Below are 20,586 nucleotides of genomic sequence, written 5' to 3' on the forward strand. Positions count from 1 at the left end.
TTAAAGTAAATCCCTATCTTAACCGTCGCCACTTACCTCCCCATGCCCCAAGCAATAGATACCCTGATTCATGCGCGCTGGATTATTCCGGTAGTCCCCGCACAAAAAGTGTACGAGAACTGCTCACTCGCTGTTGAAGGCGGAAAAATTACCGCTCTGCTGCCATCGGCAGAAGCCAAGATACGCTTTAAGGCAAAGCGGGAAGTAGAGTTAGGACATCACGCCCTGATTCCCGGACTGATCAATACTCACAATCACGCGCCCATGACACTATTGCGGGGTTATGCTGATGACCGCCCCCTCAAGGAGTGGCTGGAAAAACATATCTGGCCAGCGGAACAACGCTGGGTGGGGCCGGAGTTTGTCGCAGATGGCAGCCGCCACGCTATTGCTGAAATGTTGCGCTCGGGCACTACCACCTTCTCAGATCAGTACTTCTACCCAGAAGCCGTAGCAATCGCCGCTCGGGAAACCGGCATCCGCGCTCATATCGCCTTCCCGATATTAGACGCACCCACTCCCTGGAGCCGCCACGCCGAAGAGGCCTTGCACAAAGGCTTGGCACTGCGCGACGACTACCGCGCCCATGAACGCATTGAAGTGATGTTTGCACCACACGCCCCTTATACAGTTGGCGATCAGACCCTGGAAAAAATCGCCGTGTGTTCCGCCGAGGCGCAAATTCCCGTGCAGATCCATCTGCATGAGACTTACCAAGAAGTGGAAACTGCGTTGAAACAAAATGGTGAACGCCCCACCGAACGACTACAGCGGCTAGGCCTAATGAGCCCACAAACGCTCTGTGTGCACATGGTAGCAACCAATGAACGGGACATAGAGTTGTTAAAAACCAGTGGTGCGCATGTGGCCCATTGCCCATCCTCCAACCTCAAGCTGGCCTCCGGCTTCTGCCCCACGGTCGAGATGCTCGACGCCGGTATCAATGTATCACTGGGCACCGATGGAGCCGCGAGTAACAATAGTCAGGACCTTTTTGCCGAGGCCAGTACCGCCGCCCTGCTCGCCAAAGCCGTAAGCGGCAAGGCCACTGCGCTTCCCGCTCACCAGGCACTGGCGATGGCCACCATCAATGGTGCCCGCGCCCTGGGAATTGAAGAGAAGACTGGCAGCCTGGAAATCGGCAAGAGCGCCGATATTGCCGCGATCGATCTATCCGGCCTCGAACAGCAACCAGTGCATGACCCTGTATCACAGTTAATTTATGCCAGCGGTGGGCACAATGTCAGCGATGTCTGGGTTGCCGGCAAACAACTGCTGGAGGAACGCCAGCTGTTGACCTTGAATGAAGCAGAGGTAATCCAGCGGGCGCAATTATGGCGTGATAGAATCGCCGGCCATTCACGCTAGGCGTTATTGGTTACGGTAATTCAACTGCAATAAGCAGCCAGCAATTAACGATTAACCGGGCAATTAAATTGACTCTCTTCGTCATTTATTGCCGCCCGTGAAGTACGGAAGTAGTCATTCGACCCTCCTCGTATTCGCGGACTAGGACCGGCTAATAGCCGGCGACAGCACCTCAGTGCTGAACTAACCCGGCACAAATTTATTTGCGGGTTGATAGCGACGGAGTATGCAGAGAATTTCATGAGTAATGTAGATCCCGCGGAAATCGCCAAATTCGAACAACTCGCCAGCCGCTGGTGGGACAAAGAAGGTGAATTTAAACCCCTTCACGAAATTAACCCATTGCGTGCTAATTATATCGATAGATACGCCTCGGTGGCTGGTAAAAAACTGTTGGATGTCGGTTGTGGCGGTGGCATTCTAGCCGAGGCAATGGCTCAGCGAGGCGCGACGGTAACCGGTATTGATATGGGCGAAGCCCCTCTCAATGTCGCCAAGCTACACGCCCTGGAAAGTGGCGTATCGGTAGATTATCGACGTATTACAGTGGAAGCACTTGCCGAGGAAGCCCCTGGAAGTTACGACGTTGTCACCTGCCTGGAAATGCTCGAGCATGTACCCGATCCTGCCTCGGTAATCCGCGCCTGTGCCAACTTGGTCAAACCCGGCGGGCACCTGTTTTTTTCGACGATCAACCGCACCCCTAAAGGCTGGCTTTTCGGGGTGGTGGGAGCGGAATATATCCTACGCTTACTACCCAAAGGCACCCACGAATACAGCAAATTTATCCGACCTTCGGAAATGGGTGCCTGGCTGCGCGAGGCGGATCTGGAGTTACGCGACATCACCGGCATGACCTATAACCCGGTAACCCGCACCTATAAACTGAACCCCCGCGACGTCGACGTCAATTACCTGATGTATGCCAGCAAACCCGAATAAGCGAACCATAGAATGAAAGCAGTTTTATTTGATCTGGATGGCACACTCCTCGACACCGCACCAGACTTTATTGTCGTGCTCAATCAGTTGCGCCACCAGGAGCAACTCCCTCCCCTGCCCGATCAGGTTATCCGTGGCACCGTCTCTAGCGGCTCGCGAGCACTGGTCACCCTGGGGTTTGGCAAGCAGGAAGGCGATCCTGAATTTTCCAGCCTTTTGCAGCGCCTACTGGATCTTTACCTGGCACACCTCGCAGAGCAGACCGTACCTTTTCCCGGCATAGAGCCATTACTTGATACGCTGGCACAAAATGAAATCCCCTGGGGTATCGTTACCAACAAGCCCGAAGCGTTTACTGTGCCCCTTATGCGAGCATTCGAATACCTGCCGCCAGCCTCCACTGTGATTTGCCCGGATCATGTGAGCAAGTCCAAGCCGGACCCTGAAGCCATACTGCTCGCCTGCAGCAAAATAGGCTGCACTCCAGCGGATGCCGTTTATATAGGGGATCATCAGCGAGATATCATTGCCGGCCAGCGTGCGGGCATGCCTACCATTGCTTGCGCATACGGATATATTGATGCCTCCGACGATCCTGCTAACTGGGGTGCCGATCACCTGGTCAGCTCAGTGGATGAAATCTGGCCCCTACTCCAGCAACATTATATTTAACCTTCGAAACCATGCCCGGCCCGATGCTGGGCGCCAGCATCAGGATGTTTCATGTCTGAATATGCCGGCGACTATGTCGCTCCATCAAACCTACTAAAAGATAAAATCATACTTGTAACCGGCGCTGGTGACGGTATCGGCAAGGTTGCAGCAAAGACTTTCGCCGCACACGGAGCCACTGTAATCTTACTGGGACGCACCACTCCAAAACTTGAGATGGTCTATGACGAGATTGAGGCCGCAGGAGGACCGCAGCCGGCCATTTTCCCAATGGACCTCAATGAAGCCAAAATAGAGCACTTTGAAAATTTTGCCGAGGCCATTGAACAGGAGTTTGGCCGTCTCGATGGGCTACTTCACAATGCCAGCCTCCTCGGGCAGCGCACCCCTCTGGCAAATTACAATTTCTCCGCCTGGCAACAGGTTATGCAGGTCAATGTTAATGCCGTATTTGGGCTCACCAAAACACTACTGCCATTACTAGAAAAATCCGAAGCCGGATCAGTGGTATTCACCAGTTCCAGCGTAGGCCTAAAGGGAAGGGCTTATTGGGGTGCCTACTCTGTATCAAAGTTCGCAACAGAAGGCCTTATGCAGGTATTGGCCGATGAATTGGATGGTGTATCCAATGTACGGGTGAATAGCCTCAACCCAGGCGCAACTCGCACCCCAATGCGCGCAACAGCCTATCCGGCAGAAAACCCCAAATCTGTGGCGGCACCAGAAGAAATTATGCCCACCTACCTCTACTTAATGGGCGATGACAGCCGCAGTCAAAGCGGCAAACACTTTAGCGCTCAAAAACGCTGAACCCATGTAAATAGTAAAAAACCGGGTAAAACCCGGTTTTTTACTAAGGCATCAACAAAAAAATGCCCTTGCGTCACTTACTTGGGGATTTCTCTCCCAATGAATCTCTCTGCCCGACACCCTTATCGGTTGCCGCATGCTCAGGCACATCCGCAAAGATGTCCCCTTCAAATTCCATCATCTCACTGCCATCAAGCATTTCCTTCTGAGCACCATTTCCAGAAAAGTCCTGCTCTATGTTTTTCCCCTGCTGGCTCTGAGACAGGCTAACCATGCTCGTAGCGGCAAAGGCCTCCCCTGCAAAAGAGAGTCGCAACCCCTCAAAACTAAGGTAACCTAGCGTGGCCAATAGAACTGCGGGAGTAATAAGACCTTTCATTTTCCGCCCCTGGATAGTTTTTGCCTATATTTTTAACCCAACCAATAGCTAAGCGCTCGACAACCTCCTAATGTAAGCGCTGCTCTTACAAATGAGCCGGCCTGAACACTAAAGAGTGGCAGGGTGACCCATTTTTATGGAAGCTATTTTTCCATGTAGGTTCCACTAAAAGCGTGCTGAGACGCACAAATCCAATTGTCCATCACCAACTGCTCCGGCAAAATAAAACCAACAACCGGCAAAAGCGTAATAAATAGTCATGACTCGATTTTTTATAATTTCCCTTCTAGCGATCCTTACCTCCAGTGTTTATGCAGATTCACTTGGAAAGCAGCTCAAACACTGCTCTAAAGTGACATCCAATACAGACCGATTGGCCTGCTACGATAAGCTCAGTAACTCCATTGAGAAGCGAGCCGAACAAAATTTTGGTCAAGAGTATAAGCAAACTGTAGAGACACCTGATTCTATTGAGGCAAGAATCACTGAGATTCAAGAGAGCACTCACAATAAAAAGATTGTCACTCTGGAGAATGGTCAGATTTGGAAGCAGAATGATACAGGACGCATTTTCTGGAAGGCCGGCGATCTCATTATCGTAGAGCGTGCAATGTTTGGCTCCTTCTTTATGAAACCCGCTGACGGCGGAAAGAAAATGCGAGTTAAGCGCCTAAAATAATTTATCTTTTATTAACTGGGCGTTTGCTGCGCCCAGCCCCTCCCACAAAAACCCATCAGTCAGCCTTTATTGGGCGCAAAATTCAACTTTCATCTATCGTTAAGGTGAAAAGGGCGCCAAGAGCGCCTGGAGAGACTGAACAAAGCATATCGTTCACGCAGTCAACAGAAGGTTTAAGCACTTGTCCCGAGAAAACTTTTACTCAAGGGATGAAGACTGGCTGAAGGATACAGACAACGCCCTCTCCGATTCCTGCTCCAATGCGGAAAATCGCGGTCAGGCAGAAGGTGCCGAACCCGATATCGAAGAGATCCATTCAGTTGGGGAATCGCTCAGCGAAAGTGGCAGCACCCCAATGCAAAGCTATCTCAAGCACCTGTACAGACTTGAGCTGCTTACCCCCGAGGAGGAACACAGCACCACCTGCCTACTACGGGATCTCGAAGATACCCTGATTGAGAAATTACAGCAGTGCGGGACCGAGCTTGTGCAATTGCGTAGTGAAGGCGTGGAGCAGCGGGGCAGTACCGGTGCCTATGACCACGGCCTGATTATTGCTCGCACAGAGATGTTACTGTCACTCGAAGAACTCACCCGACGGGAAAGAAGCAAACTCGGTGGGCTTCTGAGACGCTTTCAGGAACAAAGAAAAAAGCTGATTCAGTGCAATTTACGCCTGGTAATCGCTATTGCCAAGCGCTTTCGCAATCCCTCGGTCCCTTTTATTGATCTGATTCAGGAGGGGAACGTCGGCTTAATGAAGGCCATAGAGCGCTTCAAGCCGCAAATGGGCTACCGATTTTCAACCTACGCCTACTGGTGGATTCAGCAGGAAATACAACTGGCCATGCGGCGCAATGAAGATTTGGTTCGCCAGCCAGCCAATGTGCAGGATGACTTACGCACAATTTACCGTGCCATCGGCGAGGTACGCGCATTAGGCCAGCCCGCATCCGATGAAAATCTGGCCAGGCACACGGGGCTTGACCTGGAACGAATTCAAAGCTTGCTCAAGCTACCCGGCCCAACAGGCTCACTGGACGACCCTGTCGCAGACGACCAGAGCAGTACCCGCTTGGATTACGCTCCCGCCGACGAACTTTACAATACCGATGAATTGGTCACCAACCAAGAGCTGGCAGAGCGACTACGCGAAGCTGTCGACCGCCTGCCAGCTAGGCAAAGGACGGTATTGAACCTGCGCTATGGACTGATTTCAGACAAGGATTGCTCTTTCAGAGTTATCGGCGAACAGCTTGGGCTCAGTCAGGAACGCGCCCGCCAACTGCACTCCGATGCCATTCGTCAACTGAAACGTCAGTGGCGATAACAGTCCAAAAACTCCGCGGCCTGGGGCTGGTCTCAGCCCCAGCCAAACTTGAGGAAGCCGGTGGCGGTCGATAGGTAGCGTGCTTGCCTTCAATCACTTTCCCACTAGTCTTAGTTACAGTTCTTGCAACTATGATCCTCACAACCCATGCGTAAATATTCCAAAAATGGTGTAAGCGGCAACACAGCATTGGGCTGTACACTTTTGCTCGCCTGGATTCTCCCCGGAGCCCCTGCCACTATCGCCGAGCAGGAAATTATTATCAGCGCAGGAAAGGGGCTAGGAAATGTCCTGATGCAGAGAGACTCGATTTCAGCCGCCAAAGTAGGCGGTATCAACTATTCCTACCTGCTCACCTCTTTCAACAATGCCAATAATGCCTGGCAGTGGTGGGGACAAGGCAGTTATTCCTATATCCGCCTGGAACACCTCAATGAAACCCAGCAGCAAAATATTCTAGAAATCAAACCGGTGCTGCGTTGGTATCCGCGCAGTGAACCCCTAGGTAGCTTTGGTGAGGCGGGTGTCGGCGCTTCTTATTTAAGCCAGCAGGAATTTGGCGATATTCGACTCAGCACCAAGGTAAATTTTGCCTTACATTTTGCTCTGGGCTATCGCTTCAGTAGCGGCCATACACTATCGCTGCGCTATAGCCACTTTTCCAATGCCTATACGAATATCCCCAATCCCGGTTTCGATTTTGCCTCATTTAATGGGCACTTTAATTTTTAATCAGCCTCTGCCTAGCTAGAAGAGCCAACCAAATCCCGATAGATATTTATGGTCTTTTTAACGATTTCTTCATGAAAAAAACCATTTAACTCCACTTTATCCCGCCGCTCCAATAAAGCCAGACCCACATCACATAAAGCTTGTGAATCTCCCCGCTCAACGACTCCCTTTGGGAAGCAGCCTTCCAGCACCTCTCCAGCACAAGTATCTTTATAGGCAACCACAGAGCACCCCATCGCCAAAGCCTGCATAGCACTTTGGCCACTAGGCTCACCAGGGCTGGCCAAACTGAAAGTCAATTGCGAGGAGGCATAGAGCTCCCGTAAATCCTTTCTCTCTCCCAGAAAAAGTACTTTCCCTTCCAGCCCCAACTCTTGAGCCAGTTGCTCCAACTTGCGGATATGGTGTAAATCACCACCCTTTGATGCCCCTACCACCAACCCCAATAAATCCTCCCGGCTAGTTACGGCCCGCGCCAGAGCGTGCAAAAACACCTTCAGCTCACCCTTTTCAGACAAGGGGCCCGAATACAGCCACCAATTTTTTCCCTCCAGTTGCGGATAGCTATTCAGAAAACGCAGATGCCATTGGCCTGATACAGGTTTACTGCGATCGAACTCCCGAGAGCTAATGCCCCAGTGCACGATATGGGTAGGATTAACCAATTTTTCCCCAAGATGCGCTTTCAGGTGGCTGGCAATTCCATCGGATGATGCAATCACACATGGCCCGGAAACCAACCCTACATCCCTTCGACAGGGCGAATAATAACCATCGACATGAGTGACCAAACTGGGGCGTGTATTGACATCCATACCATCCCAAGCTCGCCAGACCATCTGGGCGGTTAAGCGCCCATGGACATGGATCACATCGGCATTTAAATTCTGTAGGACACTGCGCAAGCGGCGCACAAGAGCCATAGCCCAAAAAGGCTTCTTGTTCAAAGGCAATGGGATATGTTGGACATCATGCAGTTCGAGGCGCGCCACCAAGCCCCCCCCGGCTGAGATCACAATTGGTTTTGCGTCCTGCCGAGCCAACTCCTGAATGAAATCCAGCGCAGCCTTACCTCTATCTCCAGGCTCCAATTCAGGCCAGATTTGTACAATTCTCAAAACATCTACCGCAAAAGTGGAACAAAGAGAGTATTTTGACCCTCACAGAAGTAATTTCCCAGTAGATTCCACACAGATTTGCAACAAACCCCTCTGGCAAGGCCAATTTACCTGCGCAGTCACTTGGTATCAGACGGGCTTCTCGAGTGCTAACATGATTCGCCTCAACACATTCAGGGAAAAGTAATGTTCCAACGCTACTTCACACGGTCAATCGCTCTTGTTCTTATATTATTTGTTGGCATAGCCTCTGCAGCCGAAACAGATCAAGGTATTTTCTGGAAAGCCACCAAGGAGGATAAAACTGTCTACCTGCTGGGATCTATCCACCTGGCCACAGAAGACTATTACCCAATGCGCTCCCAGATAGAGCGTGCCTATGCCCAAAGTGATGCCGTTGCTGTTGAAGCTGATATCCTCGCCGCCGAAAGCGATATATTGATACAGCAGAAAATTATGATGGAGTCTGTTTATCAGGGAGAACGCAGCCTGCGTGATGACCTCCCCGCAGATTTGTACAAGAAATTACAAGTCTGGATGCACAAACGCAACATGCCGGAGGCTATGTTTATTCGCCAGCGCCCAGCCATCGCCATGATTTCCATGAGTATGATCGAAATGCAGGCCCAGGGTCTCAACCCGGAACTGGGTATTGATCGCCACTTCCTAAGCAAGGCTAAAAAGGACGGCAAACCGGTATTGGAGCTGGAGGGGGTTCTACAGCAATTCCAGCTATTAAATGGCCTGGATAATCCCGCCCTTTTACTCCAGCAGACGCTTGAGCAGCTGGAAGATATCTCTACCTTTTTGCCAAAGCTCACCAGTGCATGGAAAGCCGGAGATGACAAAGCTCTCAATCGCCTGATTATTCTCGATGGCCTTGAAGAAAGTCCCGAATATCAGCCGCTTTATGAAAAATTGTTTTTTCAGCGCAATGAGAAAATGGCGAACAAAATAATCTTAAAAGCGCCGAAGTATCAGAAACTCTTTGTGGTTGTCGGCGCCGGCCATTTAGTCGGCCAAGGCAGCATTGCTGAGCTGATGAAGCAAAAAGGCTATAAGCTGGAGCGCATCTAAACTTTCACCTATCAGGAAAACAATCGAGCTACAACCCGCTTCATTTCCACCCAAGAAACACTTGTGGAAGCATACACAGCTGCAGGTGTTTCACGGGCTTACTTAAGAACACGCATCCCTTACTCGGCCATACCCCAAGACCTTCTCTTTATAAGTAAACCCTACCCCAGAAAACCGAAAAATCATCAAGCCTACTTGCTAAACTGCAACAATACGCAGCTAAAGATACAGCCGCCTCTAAGGACACTGCATGAAATACTACGCCCTGTATTTCGCCCTAACCTGTGTACTTTTATCTCCCTTCGCCACTGCTGATAAGGCCAAAACTGAAGGGGGGCTAAAAATTACGTCCAAGGATGAAAATTTTTCTGCAGAACTCGGCGGCCGCATTCACTTTGACACATATTTTTTTGACAAAGATAAAAACTACTATGACACCATCTTGTTTGATACAGAACTTGAAGAACCCGTAAACACTACAGATTTTCGTCGAGTACGACTAAAAATGCGGGGAAAATTGTGGAAATGGGAATACGAACTGGAAAGAGACTTTGCCTCCTCAGGAGCTGGAGGATTAAGGACTGTATACCTGGGCACTAAAGTCTTTGATGGTAGTCTCCGCATAGGAAACTTTAAACCCAGCCGCTCGATGAACCAACTCACTTCCTCCAATCAAATCACCATGATGGAGAGATCCTTTGCCTCATCCGCTGGTATATACGACAACCGCGGCAGGCAACAGGGAATTGGCTGGCATACCCATTGGTGCTGTCACACCTATGGGGTCACCCTTTTTAATCTGCGCAACCCCGGTGATCCACGCAACGAGGGCATTGGTGCCGCCACCCGATTTACCTGGGCCCCAATTAGTAACTTCGACAGTACTGTACATCTGGGCGCTTCATTCAGCTATGAAGATGCCAATGAAGACACGCCACCGCGCGAGGCGCTAGTCGAATACGCAGGGCGTCGCGGCCCAGAACAACTGGTTGCACTGAGCCCCGGTGGTGGTGAATTTTTCTTCGGTGATTTTGGCGATGATGAATTTTATCAGGGCGACCCCGGTGGAGATGTGTGGATTCTGGGATTAGAACTCGCTGGCGCCTATGGGCCTTTCTACGCCCAGTCTGAATACGCTTTTGGGAATTTTTCCGGAGATTTCTATTTATCCGAATTTACATTTTTCGAATTCTTTGGTGCGCCGCCTCGTTTTTTTTGTGACCCATATACCGGTTGTTTTATCGGAGACCAAGATGTACGCACTTGGTATATCGTGGGAAGTTGGGCGATCACTGGCCAGCACAAACCCTATGATGAGAAAAGTGGAGTTTTCAGATCTATCAAACCTACTCCACCAGAGAGCGCCTTCGAGATTACCGCACGCTACGACACCATCGAAAACCGGGATATTCCCGGCATGAAGGTAAGTAATTTTGTTTTTGGGTTTAATTATTATTTTAATCCCAAAGTGCGCCTGATGCTGAACGTGACTCTCGGGGATGATAAATTTACCGGCGATCAAACCAAGCAGCTTGCTATTCGTATGCAGGGATTCTGGTAAGCGGAACACCCCCGGTGGAAACCCACCGGGGCTTTAGTAGGAGCGGAGCGTTAGCCCACTTGCTGAGCTTTAGTGGGGTCGAAAATTTCAACCTCTCTAGCTTGGCCGGTTTTACCAACAGGATTCTCAAAACGACTTAGCGCCTGCTCTCTCTGGCGTTGCGCCTCCAACACATTAGCCTCTTTGATGTGCCCGTAACCTTTAATAACCTCAGGATAACTGAGCAATTCAATAGCCGCCTGATGGTTTTGTTCGTTCAACTGCCCCACCACTTTCTCAACCAATTGCTCATACTCAGTGATTAAAGACCGCTCCATACGTCGCTCAGCGGTATAGCCGAAAATATCCAGAGCAGTACCGCGTAGGAACTTTAATTTGGCCAAGATTCCGAATGCTTTGTGCATCCAACCACCAAACTTCATTTTGCGAGGACGCCCCAACACTTTGTCGAAACGGGCCAGTAATGGCGGCGCCAAGTTGAATTCGAGGACAAAGTCTCCGCTAAAATTCTCCTGCAAGGATTGAGTAAAGCGCCCGTCAGTGTAGAGGCGCGCAACCTCATACTCATCCTTGTAAGCAAGTAACTTGGCATAATTTTGCGCCACCACTTCGGCGACCGCTTGGCGCCCGGGTACCTTAAGGGTTTCCGCCGCTTTAACTTTATCCACCAAAACTTGGTAGCGCTTAGCCAACTCTACATTTTGATAGCCAGTCAGATGCTCAACCCGGTGAGCAACAATTTCATCCAAACCTTTGGGTAGCTGTACAGGCGTCCGATCGTGAGCAAGCAACCGGTTTAGAGCTGTGCGGTCTGCCGCAGCAAGACGCCCGGCAGCAAAGCCCTGCAGATTGCCTTCCACTGCCACACCATTCAGCTCAATTGCCTGCAACAGCGACGCCTGGGAAAGTGGCAATAGGCCTTTTTGCCAAGCAAAGCCCAACATAAATATATTGGCCGCCAGAGTATCTCCAAGTGCAGATTTGGTCAGACGGTGGGCCTCGACAGAATCCAGCGCGTTAACCGCGTTACTTAGGGTATCGAGAACGGCTTGCGGAGAGTGAGCATCCTCACGCCCCAAAACGGTGGCAGCGGTGGGGCTCAGGTGGGTATTCACCACCGCACGACTGTGGGTTTCATCCAGCTTGGCCAAACAGGCGGCGAGATTTCCCGCAGCGATCAAATCACAGGCCATCAGTGCATCGGCGCGACCATCGGAGATTCGCACCGCTTGCAATGCTTCTGGGTGGGCTGCAAAACGAATATGGGAATACACCGCGCCGCCTTTTTGCGCGAGACCGGTCTGATCCAGGGTACTGCAGGCTTTGCCTTCCATATGGGCCGCCATTGCCAACAGAGCACCAATAGTCACCACCCCGGTACCACCCACTCCTGTCACCAGGAAGTTAAAGGGTTCATCCAGACCCGGCAGTTGTGGTGCAGGCAGCTTTTCTGCTTCTGTGCGCAAGATATCGCCAACGCCCGCACCTTTGGCCAAGCGCCCACCTTTTACCGTCACAAACGAGGGACAGAAGCCATTGATACAGGAGAGATCCTGATTACAACCGGTCTGGTTAACACGGCGCTTGTCCCCCAAAGCTGTAGAAACCTTTTCCACGGCAATACAGCTGGATTGCTGCACACAGTCGCCACAGCCTTCACACACCAACTCATTAATAAAGGGGCGCCCCTCAGCCTGGGGGAGTAAGCCGCGCTTGCGCTTACGGCGCAATTCAGTAGCACAGGTCTGGTCGTAAATAATGACCGTACACCCTTCCACCTCACGCAACTCCTCCATTACCGCCGGCATATAATCCCGATGGCGAATCTCTACCTCGGAAGGGAAACTCAGGGCGCCCTGATATTTGTCTGGGTTGTCCATCACCAGAACAACCTTCTGCACACCCTCGGCCAGCACTTGGCGGCAAATCATATCCGGCGCCAACTCTCCATCATGGGGCTGGCCACCTGTCATGGCGACGGCATCGTTGAACAGGATTTTGTAGGTGATATTTACCTTAGCGGCGACAGAAGCGCGAATTGCGAGGACCCCCGAGTGGAAATAAGTACCATCCCCCAGGTTCACAAATACATGCTTTTCATCGGTGAAAGGCGCCTGCCCCACCCAGTTGACTCCTTCGGCGCCCATTTGAGTAAAGGTGAACGTCTCACGGTCCAGCCACTGGGCCATATAGTGGCAGCCGATTCCGGCAAGGGCGCGACTGCCCTCAGGCACTTTGGTGGAACGGTTGTGCGGGCAGCCGGCACAAAACATGGGTAGGCGAGAAACATTGGAACCCGCCTGTTGCGCGATGCGCTGGGCCAGGGCATTAAGGCGCATCAAGCGATGTCGCCCGCGTTCACCCAGCTTATCCTGATCCAAAATCAGACCAAGCACCTGGGAAATAATGGCCGGAGATAGCTCACCATAGGCGGGCATCAGCGGTTGATCGTGTTCATCTACTTTCCCGAGAATACGCGGGAAATTGGGGTCTTTGAGGTGGACGTTGTACAGCTCCTCTTTCAGCTGCACCTCCATCAGACTACGCTTCTCCTCCAGCACCAGTAGAGTATCTAAGCCGCGGGCAAACTCCTGAATTCCAGGTACATCGAGGGGATAGGTCATCCCCACTTTGAGGATACGAATGCCCAATTGACGGGCTTTTTCCTCATTAATCCCCATGTCCTCGAAGGCCTGCATCAAGTCCAGGTGAGCCTTACCGGTAGTGACGATACCAAGAGTGGCATTAGAGTTTTCCAGCACTACCTTGTTCAGCTTGTTCGCCCGAGCAAAGGCCAGAGCCGCCGGGCGCTTATAGCGCCACAGGCGCTCTTCCTGTTCGAGGGGGTTATCCTGCTTGCGGATATTCAGGCCACCTGCGGGGCGCTCGATCTCAGGATAATTGAACTGCACCCGCTGGGGATCGACTTCCACGGTAGCAGAACTATCCATATTCTCTGCCAAAGTGATCATTGCCACCCAGCAGCCACTGAAACGGGACAACTCCAGGCCATAGTGGCCGTAATCCAAGACCTCCTGCACAGTTGCAGGATTCAAGACTGGAAGATGCATATCCACGAAAGCAAATTCCGACTGCCCCGGGTAGGAAGAGGACTTACAGCCGTGGTCATCCCCAGCGACAATAAGAGCACCACCCTTTGGCGAGGAACCCGCAGCATTGGCGTGACGGAAGGCATCACATGAGCGATCCACGCCCGGAGTCTTGCCATACCAGATACCACAAACGCCATCGACTTGAGCGCCATCGAATAGGCCAACCTGCTGGGAGCCCCATACGGCCGTCGCGGCCAGCTCCTCATTCACGCCCGGCTGGAATCGAATATTGTGCTGATCCAGTAACTTTTTGGCCCTTGAGAGCTGCAAGTCATAACCACCGAGGGGAGAGCCGCGGTAACCGGAGATAAAAGTTGCGGTATTTAAACCGCGAGCTTGGTCCATCCGCATCTGGTCAATGGGCAGACGCACCAGCGCCTGGATCCCCGAAAGAAGCACACGGCCTTTGAGGGTGGTAAAGCGATCATCCAGTGAGATTTGTTTTTTCCCCTGGGAGTCCACCGCGCGCTGGGGACTGGCTACTTTTTCAGTCATACACCTAGTTTCCGGTCATTTATTCTTCTCGAAACCCAGTTCGAGCTATAAGTCATTATTCTTCCGAATTGCTCCGTCTCGGTAGTTAGCTGATCAATTTTTCGGCACCCTGCAAAACTCTCTGGCGGGTAATCACAAAAAGCGCTCAGGCTGAAACGGATTGGTCAGGTCATACTAGTGCGTTAAGCGCAACAGAGCATTGCTTTATTTACGTAAATGTGCGTAAATTTGTGATGAAAATCTCGATCGAGCAATTTTTTATAGGATAGGAGTCTTTATGAAGCGTTCGACAGACCTGGATGATTTCGACCGCAAGATTCTGCGAGCGCTGCAGGAGAACGCCGATTATTCCATGGCGGAGCTCGGAGACAAAGTCGGTCTTTCCCACACCCCCTGCTGGCGCCGTATCAAAAGGCTGGAGGCGGAGGGTATTATTCGCGGCCGAGTCACCCTGCTGGACCCGCGTAAATTGGACCTGGGAGTCACAGTATATTGTTACGTGACCATCCACAACCACGATGAAGAGTCCCTGAATAATTTCGAGACTGCGGTACAGGATGTTCAGGAAGTGGTCGAATGCTATTCAACCAGTGGCGACAAGGACTATGTTCTGCGTGTAGTAGTGGACAGTGTTGAACATTACGAGCAACTGTTAAAACGCTCACTGGTGCACCTGCCCAATGTAGCCTCGGTGAATTCCACCTTCGCCCTTAAACAAGTGAAATATACCACTCAGTTGCCGCTCTAGCAGAATAAGAGGCTGAGGCAATACCAGAGCCTCATGAATGAGCCCCAAAGTTTGTGGGGCTCAAAAAACCTATCAAGCCAACGCCCGCAGCTTTTGCATTAATTGATCCAAAGCCTGTTGCAGATTCAAACCATCACAGCGCAAAGTAATATCCGCATATTTGCGGTAGAGGATCTGGCGCTCCTCAAATAAACTTTCAAAACTTTGCTCCGGTGCTTTGGCTATCCCACGACTTTCATAATTGTGGATTCTCTGGCGAAGTTCATCTGCGGAACATTCCAAAAACACGACTGTGCCCTGCGCACGCAGATTAGCCATTCCCTCAGCACTGTAGACCGCGCTGCCCCCAGTCGAAACCACATGCTTGGGCAGCTGTGCTGCGGCTATGACCTCCCCCTCTATAACCCGCAAATTGAGGTAGTCACTCTCCGCCATAATCTCCTGTAGTGTTTTCCCCTCCCGCGCCTGAATCAAAACATCTGTATCAACAAAATCCAGGGCCAGCTCTTTGGCCAGCAACACACCCAAAGTACTTTTACCTGCGCCCGGCATGCCAATCAGAACAATACTTTTTCTTTTTTTCATCTTTTTACCTGTTCGCAATAATCAGAGCGAAGCAGTAATCAACGTTAATCACCGCGGCGAGGGAAAAATACAGCGCGCAGCCAGCCAAATAGGCTATTACCTTGCAGCATAAATTTATCCAGCTCATCCATATTGTGAGCCTGGCGGAAAGCATCGGCAAAAAGCGCCTCGCGGGTAATCATTCTCCGTTTGGGGTTAATGGTTTTTATCGGCTTGGCTGGATTCCCTGCTACCACTGTATTGGCTGGCACATCCTTGGTGACCACACTACCCGCGCCGACAACGGAATTATCACCAATGCTTACGCCTTTACAAATAGTCGCACTATCGCCAATCCAAACATTATTCCCAAGACGCACCGGCGCAGTGCAACGAAAAGGCCTGGTACGATTATAGAGGCCATGCCAATCGGAATCAGAAATATAAACATTTGCGGCGATCATACAGGCATCGCCAATTTCTATGGACTGCGCAGCCGATATCCTCACTCCGGGAGAAATCAGCACATAGTTCCCAATGGTAATAAAAGCCTCGCGCCCCTTGTGCCCAAAGGTAGTAAAGCGAATGCACTTTTCCGCATTAGAAATTAAATGGGGATAATTACCCAGGCGAACATTCCCTCCAAAAACATGTACAGAAGAAGGGTCCATCACCTCGGGGTCAACACCTACCGCATCAAATTGAGGAAGTAAAAAATAGTGCGTGCGCCAATTGCGCCAACGCAACTGCAGGCGCTTTAACCAGTAAGGCCTATGATCCTTGCGCATAATTAAATATCTACTTGATGGGGCAAACCGCCCACAAAAAATCGCAATTGCTTTTGTGCAAGCGCCGGTTTAGTGTTTGGGCCAAGTAAAATAGCAAGCAGTAAAATATGTCCATTCATTTGCCCATCGATATCCGAGCCATCAAGGGATTCCTCGCTGCCCACGAGGGCGAAGCGCTCTATCATCTTGCCGCTGAGACCAGCAGCCTCGGCCCCTGTCTCGAAGTAGGCAGCTACTGCGGGAAGTCCACAATCTACTTAGCTTCAGCCTGTAAACTGACCGACAGTGTCGTGTTTGCCGTGGACCACCACCGCGGCTCCGAGGAGCATCAACCGGGTGAGGAATACCACGATCCCGATTTGTTTGACCAAAAAGCCAACCTAATGGACAGCTTCCGAACCTTTCGAGCCAATATGAGAGCGGCCGAACTGGAAGACTGGGTTGTGCCCGTGGTAGCTCCCTCCTCGGTGGCCGCGCGCCACTGGAATACCCCGCTGGGCCTGGTATTTATCGACGGAGGCCACTCCCTTGAAGCGGCACTGACCGACTACCGCAGCTGGTCCAGGCATATTGTGCCAGGCGGCTACCTGGCCATTCACGATATATTCCCCGACCCCGCCGATGGCGGCCAAGCCCCCTATGACATTTACAAGCTCGCTCTAGCTTCCGCTCAATTCGAGCTGGTCGAAACTGTCGACACCCTGGGCATCCTGCGCCGTATCTGAAGGCAGGCACACCGAGGTAAACAAACCGCTCGCCGGCGTCAGGTCGGCGAGTGCATCTGCCGCAAGCAGCATCGCACCCACGGTCCAGGTGGTTTTCTCCTCGGGCCAAACCGCCTGGTCTCGATAGACATATCCAGTCCAGTAGCCACCATCGCTGTCCTGCCAGCGGTGCAGGCCGCGATAAATGATCTCCGCACGTGCCCGCTGCCCCGAGGCCAATAGGGCCATAGTCAACTCGCAGGATTCCGCCACGGTCACCCAGGGCTCATCATTGACACAACGGCAACCCAAACCGGCCACCACAAACTCATCCCAGCGCTGCTGTAGTCGAGCACGCGCAGCTTCGCCTGTAAATGCGCCAGTGAGCACAGGGTAAAACCAATCCATGGAAAAACGCGCCTTGCTCTCCCAGGTACGGTCAAAACGCTCGGGCTTACTCTGTAGAGCCTCACCTAATGCCGTGCGTCCCCGCACCCATTCCGGTCGAGCCACCCCCAACACACTGGCAATATTGATCGCGCACTCAAGGCTTTTAAAAACTGAGGCACAGCCGGTAATCAGGGCATCCTCTTTGGGCTGCCCCCCGGCATCCACGGCCCAGTGAATTTCACCGTATTCGGTCTGAAGACCCAGGACAAAATCGATAGCGCGCTCAACCATCGACCAGTACTGCTGTAGAAAACCTTTGTCGCCACTGATCAGGAAATAGTGCCAGACCCCAGTGGCTACGTAGGCGACAAAATTAGTCTCCCGGCGCTCACCGTTATCGATCTCTCCATCTTTATAAGCCGCCCACCAGCTGCCATCCGGCAATTGAATATCCGCCAACCAGCGATAGGCTTTCTCCGCGGCACCAAATTCTCCGGCGATAGCCAATCCCATGGCCGCCTCTACATGATCCCAAGGATCGGCATAGTGCCCTTTAAACCAGGGGATTGAGCCATCGGGTAATTGCTGGGAAAGGATATAGGCTGCGCTATCACGCACAAAACCTACGGGGAAAAGGCTTGTACTCTTTTTGGGGGGCAATACCGTTTCACTCATGGGTTCACCTCCCCTGCCAAACCCAGGGGCTCAGGCGCCCGCTGCTCCGCTTTCACAAAATAGAGCGCGACACTTTTCCCCAAAAGAGGATTCAACAGCTTTTCAGCCACACGTGTGAGTGCGGGCCGCTTCATCAAGTCCCACACTAACAAGCGATGGTAAGCTTTCACCAAGCGGTTATCTGGCTTATCCCAAAACAGACATTTCAACCACCAATAGGGCGCGTGCAGTGCGTGCGCCTTGTGCCGAGCGAAATGGCGATGTCCCAGGGCTTCAATACTCTGACGCAGCTCCCGCTCACGGAAAATACGGATATGTCCCCCCTCCACCTGATGATACGCATCGCTAAGCTGCCAGCAGACCCACTCGGGAAAATACGCCGGCACAGTAGCGGCAAAGATACCTGAGGGCTTCAATACACGGTCAATTTCTGCGAGAACCGCTTTGTACTCATGAATGTGCTCCAATACCTCGGAGCAGATCACCACATCGAATGTGGCGTCGGCAAACGGCAGCTGCAAACCATTGGCAACCCCAAGTAACAGGCGCCCTTTGGCGTGCTCAGAATTATTAAAAGGCTCTGCCCGCTCATTGGCGGTACACACATCATCTAGGCACAGATCGATGCCGTATACATCCACCTCATCAGTGATCATTAAATGAATGGAGTGACGCCCCTCGCCACAGCCCAGGTCCAAAACTTTTTGTCCCGGGCGAAGGTTCAGGTGTTGCGGATCTACAGTAATCATTAAGCAGCCTCCGCACCGCTAACATCTGTATCGACTAAGGCCGTTTCATTCTGCTGTTGCACGACAGACTCGCCAAGTATTTCCCGGTAGTAAGCCACCAGGTTCGATGCCGCCAAACTCCAACAGAACTTATTTTCAATACGCGCCCTGCCTTGAGCGCCCATATCCGCTTGCAAAGATTTATCCGCCAGAACACGACCAAGGGCCTCCGCCAGCGCTTTACTGTCACCGGCCGGGACGACGATACCGGCGTCGCCGACAACTTCTGGCAGCGCGCCTCCATCACTGGAAACCACTGGGGCCCCACAGGCCATCGCCTCACCCGCAGGCAAGCCAAACCCTTCATACAGTGATGGGCAGGCCACTACTGTTGCACTGCGGTAGTGGTTCACCAGTTCTTCATTGGAAATCCCAGAAACAAACTGCACAGCATCTTGCAGTTTCAACTTCTGCAACAGCTTTTCGGTAGCGCCGCCTTTGCGCAAACGGCCAACCACCAATAGCTCCAGCTCAGGAAAGCGCTCACGCAATCCGGCTATGGCCTGCAGTAAGATTCCAAGCCCTTTGAGCGGCTGGTCCGCCGAAGAGGTCGTCATAATACGCAAGGGTTGGCGTTGCACCTTGTTATCGGGGCTGAAGATCTCTGTGTCGATACCGTTATAGATCAGGTGTATTTGCTCCGGCGCCACCCCGAATTGTTCGATGATGTCCCGCTCTGACTGGCGCGATACCGTGACAATATGGCGCAACTTCCTCGAAACCTTGATTTGCATATTCAGGAAGTTGTGCCAACGTCGCACCAACAAACGAAAGCGCCAGTCCGGCGCCGCATCCAGGGCTAGCTGGCGATCGCGGGTAATGGGATGGTGAATAGTGGCAACAACTGGGAGGCCGCTGCGCTCGATATCCAACAGCCCATAGCAAAGCGATTGGTTATCGTGAACTATGTCGTATTGGTGGCCATGCTGACGTAAGTATTTACGCACGCGACGACCAAAAGTATATGGCTCGGCAAAACCGCCGGTCAGTTTACTCAGCCATTCAAAGAAGTCTGCCCAAGAGAGCAGATGTTTTGGTCTAAGGGCACGGCTGGGCTTTTCTACTTCATAGAGATTGAGTCCGGGCATCTTGATCAAGTTCACCCGCTCATCCAGCTCTGGGTAGGGCTGGCCGGATATCACATCGACCGAATGGCCGGCATCAACCAGAGCCTTACTTAAGTAACGGAGATAAATTCCCTGGCCACCACTGTGCGGATGACTGCGATATCCCAGTAGACATATTTTTAGTGGCCGTGTCTCGCTAGCCATTGGACCGTCTGCACAATTTCCCAAGGCGGTCATAGATTCCCCATCTGCTTGTTCTGAGACCCACACTCATTAATCAAAAAGGCAGCGCCCTGCTGTGAAGCCTGGCTATAGCAATCGACCAATCCGGGGCTCTACGCTGATAAAGCGGAAGAATACACTGGCGGGGAAATGACTGCTAGGCAGAAGTAATCCACTCTCTTGGCCAGTCTGCCCTTCCGCGTGGCTTCTGAAGCCAAATAAAGTAGGCAGCGAACTTCTATCAATTACATTATCGGCCGATGAACTACACCAGATCTCTGCGCTGCACATACCCCATTTAAAAATATTTTTGCCTGCGCCAGGTTTACTCTCAGCCCAGCCATCAGAGGCAGGATGAATAGAA

The 20,586-nt window shown here is 51.8% G+C and carries 19 protein-coding genes; 11 read left to right on the forward strand and 8 right to left on the reverse strand.

The features are described 5' to 3' along the window. Positions 1–42 precede the first annotated feature (42 nt). The 4 genes from ACJJIB_RS15375 (at position 43) to ACJJIB_RS15390 (ending at position 3,792) form a co-directional block, all read left to right on the forward strand. On the forward strand, positions 43–1,368 hold the full coding sequence (locus ACJJIB_RS15375; RefSeq protein ID WP_444884292.1) for a TRZ/ATZ family hydrolase: 1,326 nt from the start codon (positions 43–45) through the stop codon (positions 1,366–1,368). A 240-nt stretch (positions 1,369–1,608) separates the two neighbouring features. Beyond that, positions 1,609–2,310 (forward strand): bifunctional 2-polyprenyl-6-hydroxyphenol methylase/3-demethylubiquinol 3-O-methyltransferase UbiG, encoded by a 702-nt coding sequence (gene ubiG, locus ACJJIB_RS15380; protein ID WP_252082389.1) that lies wholly within the window; start codon positions 1,609–1,611, stop codon positions 2,308–2,310. Positions 2,311–2,322: 12 nt separating this feature from the next. After that, positions 2,323–2,982, forward strand: a complete 660-nt coding sequence (locus ACJJIB_RS15385) for an HAD family hydrolase (protein ID WP_444884291.1) — start codon at positions 2,323–2,325, stop codon at positions 2,980–2,982. Between the two features lie 51 nt (positions 2,983–3,033). Then, a complete protein-coding gene (locus tag ACJJIB_RS15390) occupies positions 3,034–3,792 on the forward strand; it encodes a YciK family oxidoreductase (RefSeq protein ID WP_444884290.1) in 759 nt (252 codons plus the stop codon). Between the two features lie 73 nt (positions 3,793–3,865). Here the strand turns inward: ACJJIB_RS15390 and ACJJIB_RS15395 are convergent, their stop codons facing one another. Further along, positions 3,866–4,171 carry a hypothetical protein gene (locus ACJJIB_RS15395; protein ID WP_444884289.1) on the reverse strand — a complete coding sequence of 102 codons (306 nt, stop codon included), beginning with the start codon at positions 4,169–4,171 and terminating at the stop codon, positions 3,866–3,868. A 259-nt stretch (positions 4,172–4,430) separates the two neighbouring features. On the opposite strand from ACJJIB_RS15395, the gene ACJJIB_RS15400 reads away from it, so the two are divergent. From ACJJIB_RS15400 to ACJJIB_RS15410, 3 genes are all read left to right on the forward strand, one after another. Next, a complete protein-coding gene (locus ACJJIB_RS15400; protein WP_444886746.1) occupies positions 4,431–4,850 on the forward strand; it encodes a hypothetical protein in 420 nt (139 codons plus the stop codon). Between the two features lie 181 nt (positions 4,851–5,031). Continuing rightward, positions 5,032–6,180: a sigma-70 family RNA polymerase sigma factor gene (locus ACJJIB_RS15405; protein WP_444886747.1), complete on the forward strand. Its 1,149-nt coding sequence runs from the start codon at positions 5,032–5,034 to the stop codon at positions 6,178–6,180. Positions 6,181–6,327: 147 nt separating this feature from the next. Beyond that, positions 6,328–6,912 (forward strand): acyloxyacyl hydrolase, encoded by a 585-nt coding sequence (locus ACJJIB_RS15410; protein WP_444886748.1) that lies wholly within the window; start codon positions 6,328–6,330, stop codon positions 6,910–6,912. A gap of 11 nt (positions 6,913–6,923) precedes the next feature. On the opposite strand, the gene ACJJIB_RS15415 is transcribed toward ACJJIB_RS15410, so the two are convergent. Next, entirely contained in the window at positions 6,924–8,030 is a 1,107-nt protein-coding gene (locus tag ACJJIB_RS15415; protein WP_444886749.1) for a glycosyltransferase family 4 protein, read from the reverse strand. 186 nt (positions 8,031–8,216) lie between these two features. Between ACJJIB_RS15415 and ACJJIB_RS15420 the strand changes: the two genes are divergently transcribed. Continuing rightward, on the forward strand, positions 8,217–9,107 hold the full coding sequence (locus ACJJIB_RS15420) for a TraB/GumN family protein (RefSeq protein WP_444886750.1): 891 nt from the start codon (positions 8,217–8,219) through the stop codon (positions 9,105–9,107). A 250-nt stretch (positions 9,108–9,357) separates the two neighbouring features. After that, the gene (locus ACJJIB_RS15425; RefSeq protein WP_444886751.1) at positions 9,358–10,668 is read left to right on the forward strand and encodes an OprO/OprP family phosphate-selective porin; all 1,311 of its coding nucleotides are present in this window, start codon (positions 9,358–9,360) and stop codon (positions 10,666–10,668) included. 50 nt (positions 10,669–10,718) lie between these two features. Here ACJJIB_RS15425 and ACJJIB_RS15430 read toward each other — a convergent pair whose 3' ends face one another. Next, positions 10,719–14,276, reverse strand: a complete 3,558-nt coding sequence (locus ACJJIB_RS15430; RefSeq protein ID WP_444886752.1) for an indolepyruvate ferredoxin oxidoreductase family protein — start codon at positions 14,274–14,276, stop codon at positions 10,719–10,721. Positions 14,277–14,553: 277 nt separating this feature from the next. On the opposite strand from ACJJIB_RS15430, the gene ACJJIB_RS15435 reads away from it, so the two are divergent. Further along, entirely contained in the window at positions 14,554–15,024 is a 471-nt protein-coding gene (locus tag ACJJIB_RS15435) for an Lrp/AsnC family transcriptional regulator (RefSeq protein WP_152452743.1), read from the forward strand. Between the two features lie 72 nt (positions 15,025–15,096). Here ACJJIB_RS15435 and ACJJIB_RS15440 read toward each other — a convergent pair whose 3' ends face one another. Together ACJJIB_RS15440 and ACJJIB_RS15445 are read right to left on the reverse strand one after the other, a co-directional pair. Then, the gene (locus ACJJIB_RS15440) at positions 15,097–15,609 is read right to left on the reverse strand and encodes a shikimate kinase (RefSeq protein WP_444886753.1); all 513 of its coding nucleotides are present in this window, start codon (positions 15,607–15,609) and stop codon (positions 15,097–15,099) included. Positions 15,610–15,653: 44 nt separating this feature from the next. Beyond that, complete coding sequence (locus tag ACJJIB_RS15445; protein WP_444886754.1) at positions 15,654–16,376, reverse strand: acyltransferase; 723 nt, start codon at positions 16,374–16,376, stop codon at positions 15,654–15,656. 107 nt (positions 16,377–16,483) lie between these two features. On the opposite strand from ACJJIB_RS15445, the gene ACJJIB_RS15450 reads away from it, so the two are divergent. Further along, positions 16,484–17,101 carry a class I SAM-dependent methyltransferase gene (locus ACJJIB_RS15450; protein ID WP_252082408.1) on the forward strand — a complete coding sequence of 206 codons (618 nt, stop codon included), beginning with the start codon at positions 16,484–16,486 and terminating at the stop codon, positions 17,099–17,101. Here the strand turns inward: ACJJIB_RS15450 and ACJJIB_RS15455 are convergent. The 3 genes from ACJJIB_RS15455 to ACJJIB_RS15465 are packed head-to-tail and all read right to left on the reverse strand — an operon-like array spanning position 17,036 to position 20,237. Next, the gene (locus ACJJIB_RS15455; protein WP_444886755.1) at positions 17,036–18,145 is read right to left on the reverse strand and encodes a prenyltransferase/squalene oxidase repeat-containing protein; all 1,110 of its coding nucleotides are present in this window, start codon (positions 18,143–18,145) and stop codon (positions 17,036–17,038) included. The genes ACJJIB_RS15450 and ACJJIB_RS15455 overlap by 66 nt on opposite strands. After that, positions 18,142–18,894, reverse strand: coding sequence for a class I SAM-dependent methyltransferase (locus tag ACJJIB_RS15460; RefSeq protein ID WP_444884278.1), 753 nt, complete (start codon positions 18,892–18,894; stop codon positions 18,142–18,144). The genes ACJJIB_RS15455 and ACJJIB_RS15460 overlap by 4 nt, the downstream gene beginning before the upstream one ends. Next, the gene (locus ACJJIB_RS15465) at positions 18,894–20,237 is read right to left on the reverse strand and encodes a glycosyltransferase family 4 protein (RefSeq protein WP_444886756.1); all 1,344 of its coding nucleotides are present in this window, start codon (positions 20,235–20,237) and stop codon (positions 18,894–18,896) included. Before ACJJIB_RS15465 ends, ACJJIB_RS15460 begins: the two co-directional genes overlap by 1 nt. Between the last annotated feature and the right edge of the window lie 349 nt (positions 20,238–20,586).

It is taken from the genome of Microbulbifer mixtoriginis (SeqCode) (genome assembly GCF_052467705.1).

Coding starts and splice junctions, on each gene's coding strand:
- ACJJIB_RS15375 (WP_444884292.1), top strand. CDS start 43: ATGCCCCAAGCAATAGATACCCTGATTCATGCGCGCTGGATTATTCCG.
- ubiG (WP_252082389.1), top strand. CDS start 1,609: ATGAGTAATGTAGATCCCGCGGAAATCGCCAAATTCGAACAACTCGCC.
- ACJJIB_RS15385 (WP_444884291.1), top strand. CDS start 2,323: ATGAAAGCAGTTTTATTTGATCTGGATGGCACACTCCTCGACACCGCA.
- ACJJIB_RS15390 (WP_444884290.1), top strand. CDS start 3,034: ATGTCTGAATATGCCGGCGACTATGTCGCTCCATCAAACCTACTAAAA.
- ACJJIB_RS15395 (WP_444884289.1), bottom strand. CDS start 4,171: ATGAAAGGTCTTATTACTCCCGCAGTTCTATTGGCCACGCTAGGTTAC.
- ACJJIB_RS15400 (WP_444886746.1), top strand. CDS start 4,431: ATGACTCGATTTTTTATAATTTCCCTTCTAGCGATCCTTACCTCCAGT.
- ACJJIB_RS15410 (WP_444886748.1), top strand. CDS start 6,328: ATGCGTAAATATTCCAAAAATGGTGTAAGCGGCAACACAGCATTGGGC.
- ACJJIB_RS15420 (WP_444886750.1), top strand. CDS start 8,217: ATGTTCCAACGCTACTTCACACGGTCAATCGCTCTTGTTCTTATATTA.
- ACJJIB_RS15425 (WP_444886751.1), top strand. CDS start 9,358: ATGAAATACTACGCCCTGTATTTCGCCCTAACCTGTGTACTTTTATCT.
- ACJJIB_RS15430 (WP_444886752.1), bottom strand. CDS start 14,276: ATGACTGAAAAAGTAGCCAGTCCCCAGCGCGCGGTGGACTCCCAGGGG.
- ACJJIB_RS15435 (WP_152452743.1), top strand. CDS start 14,554: ATGAAGCGTTCGACAGACCTGGATGATTTCGACCGCAAGATTCTGCGA.
- ACJJIB_RS15440 (WP_444886753.1), bottom strand. CDS start 15,609: ATGAAAAAAAGAAAAAGTATTGTTCTGATTGGCATGCCGGGCGCAGGT.
- ACJJIB_RS15445 (WP_444886754.1), bottom strand. CDS start 16,376: ATGCGCAAGGATCATAGGCCTTACTGGTTAAAGCGCCTGCAGTTGCGT.
- ACJJIB_RS15450 (WP_252082408.1), top strand. CDS start 16,484: ATGTCCATTCATTTGCCCATCGATATCCGAGCCATCAAGGGATTCCTC.
- ACJJIB_RS15455 (WP_444886755.1), bottom strand. CDS start 18,145: ATGAGTGAAACGGTATTGCCCCCCAAAAAGAGTACAAGCCTTTTCCCC.
- ACJJIB_RS15460 (WP_444884278.1), bottom strand. CDS start 18,894: ATGATTACTGTAGATCCGCAACACCTGAACCTTCGCCCGGGACAAAAA.
- ACJJIB_RS15465 (WP_444886756.1), bottom strand. CDS start 20,237: ATGACCGCCTTGGGAAATTGTGCAGACGGTCCAATGGCTAGCGAGACA.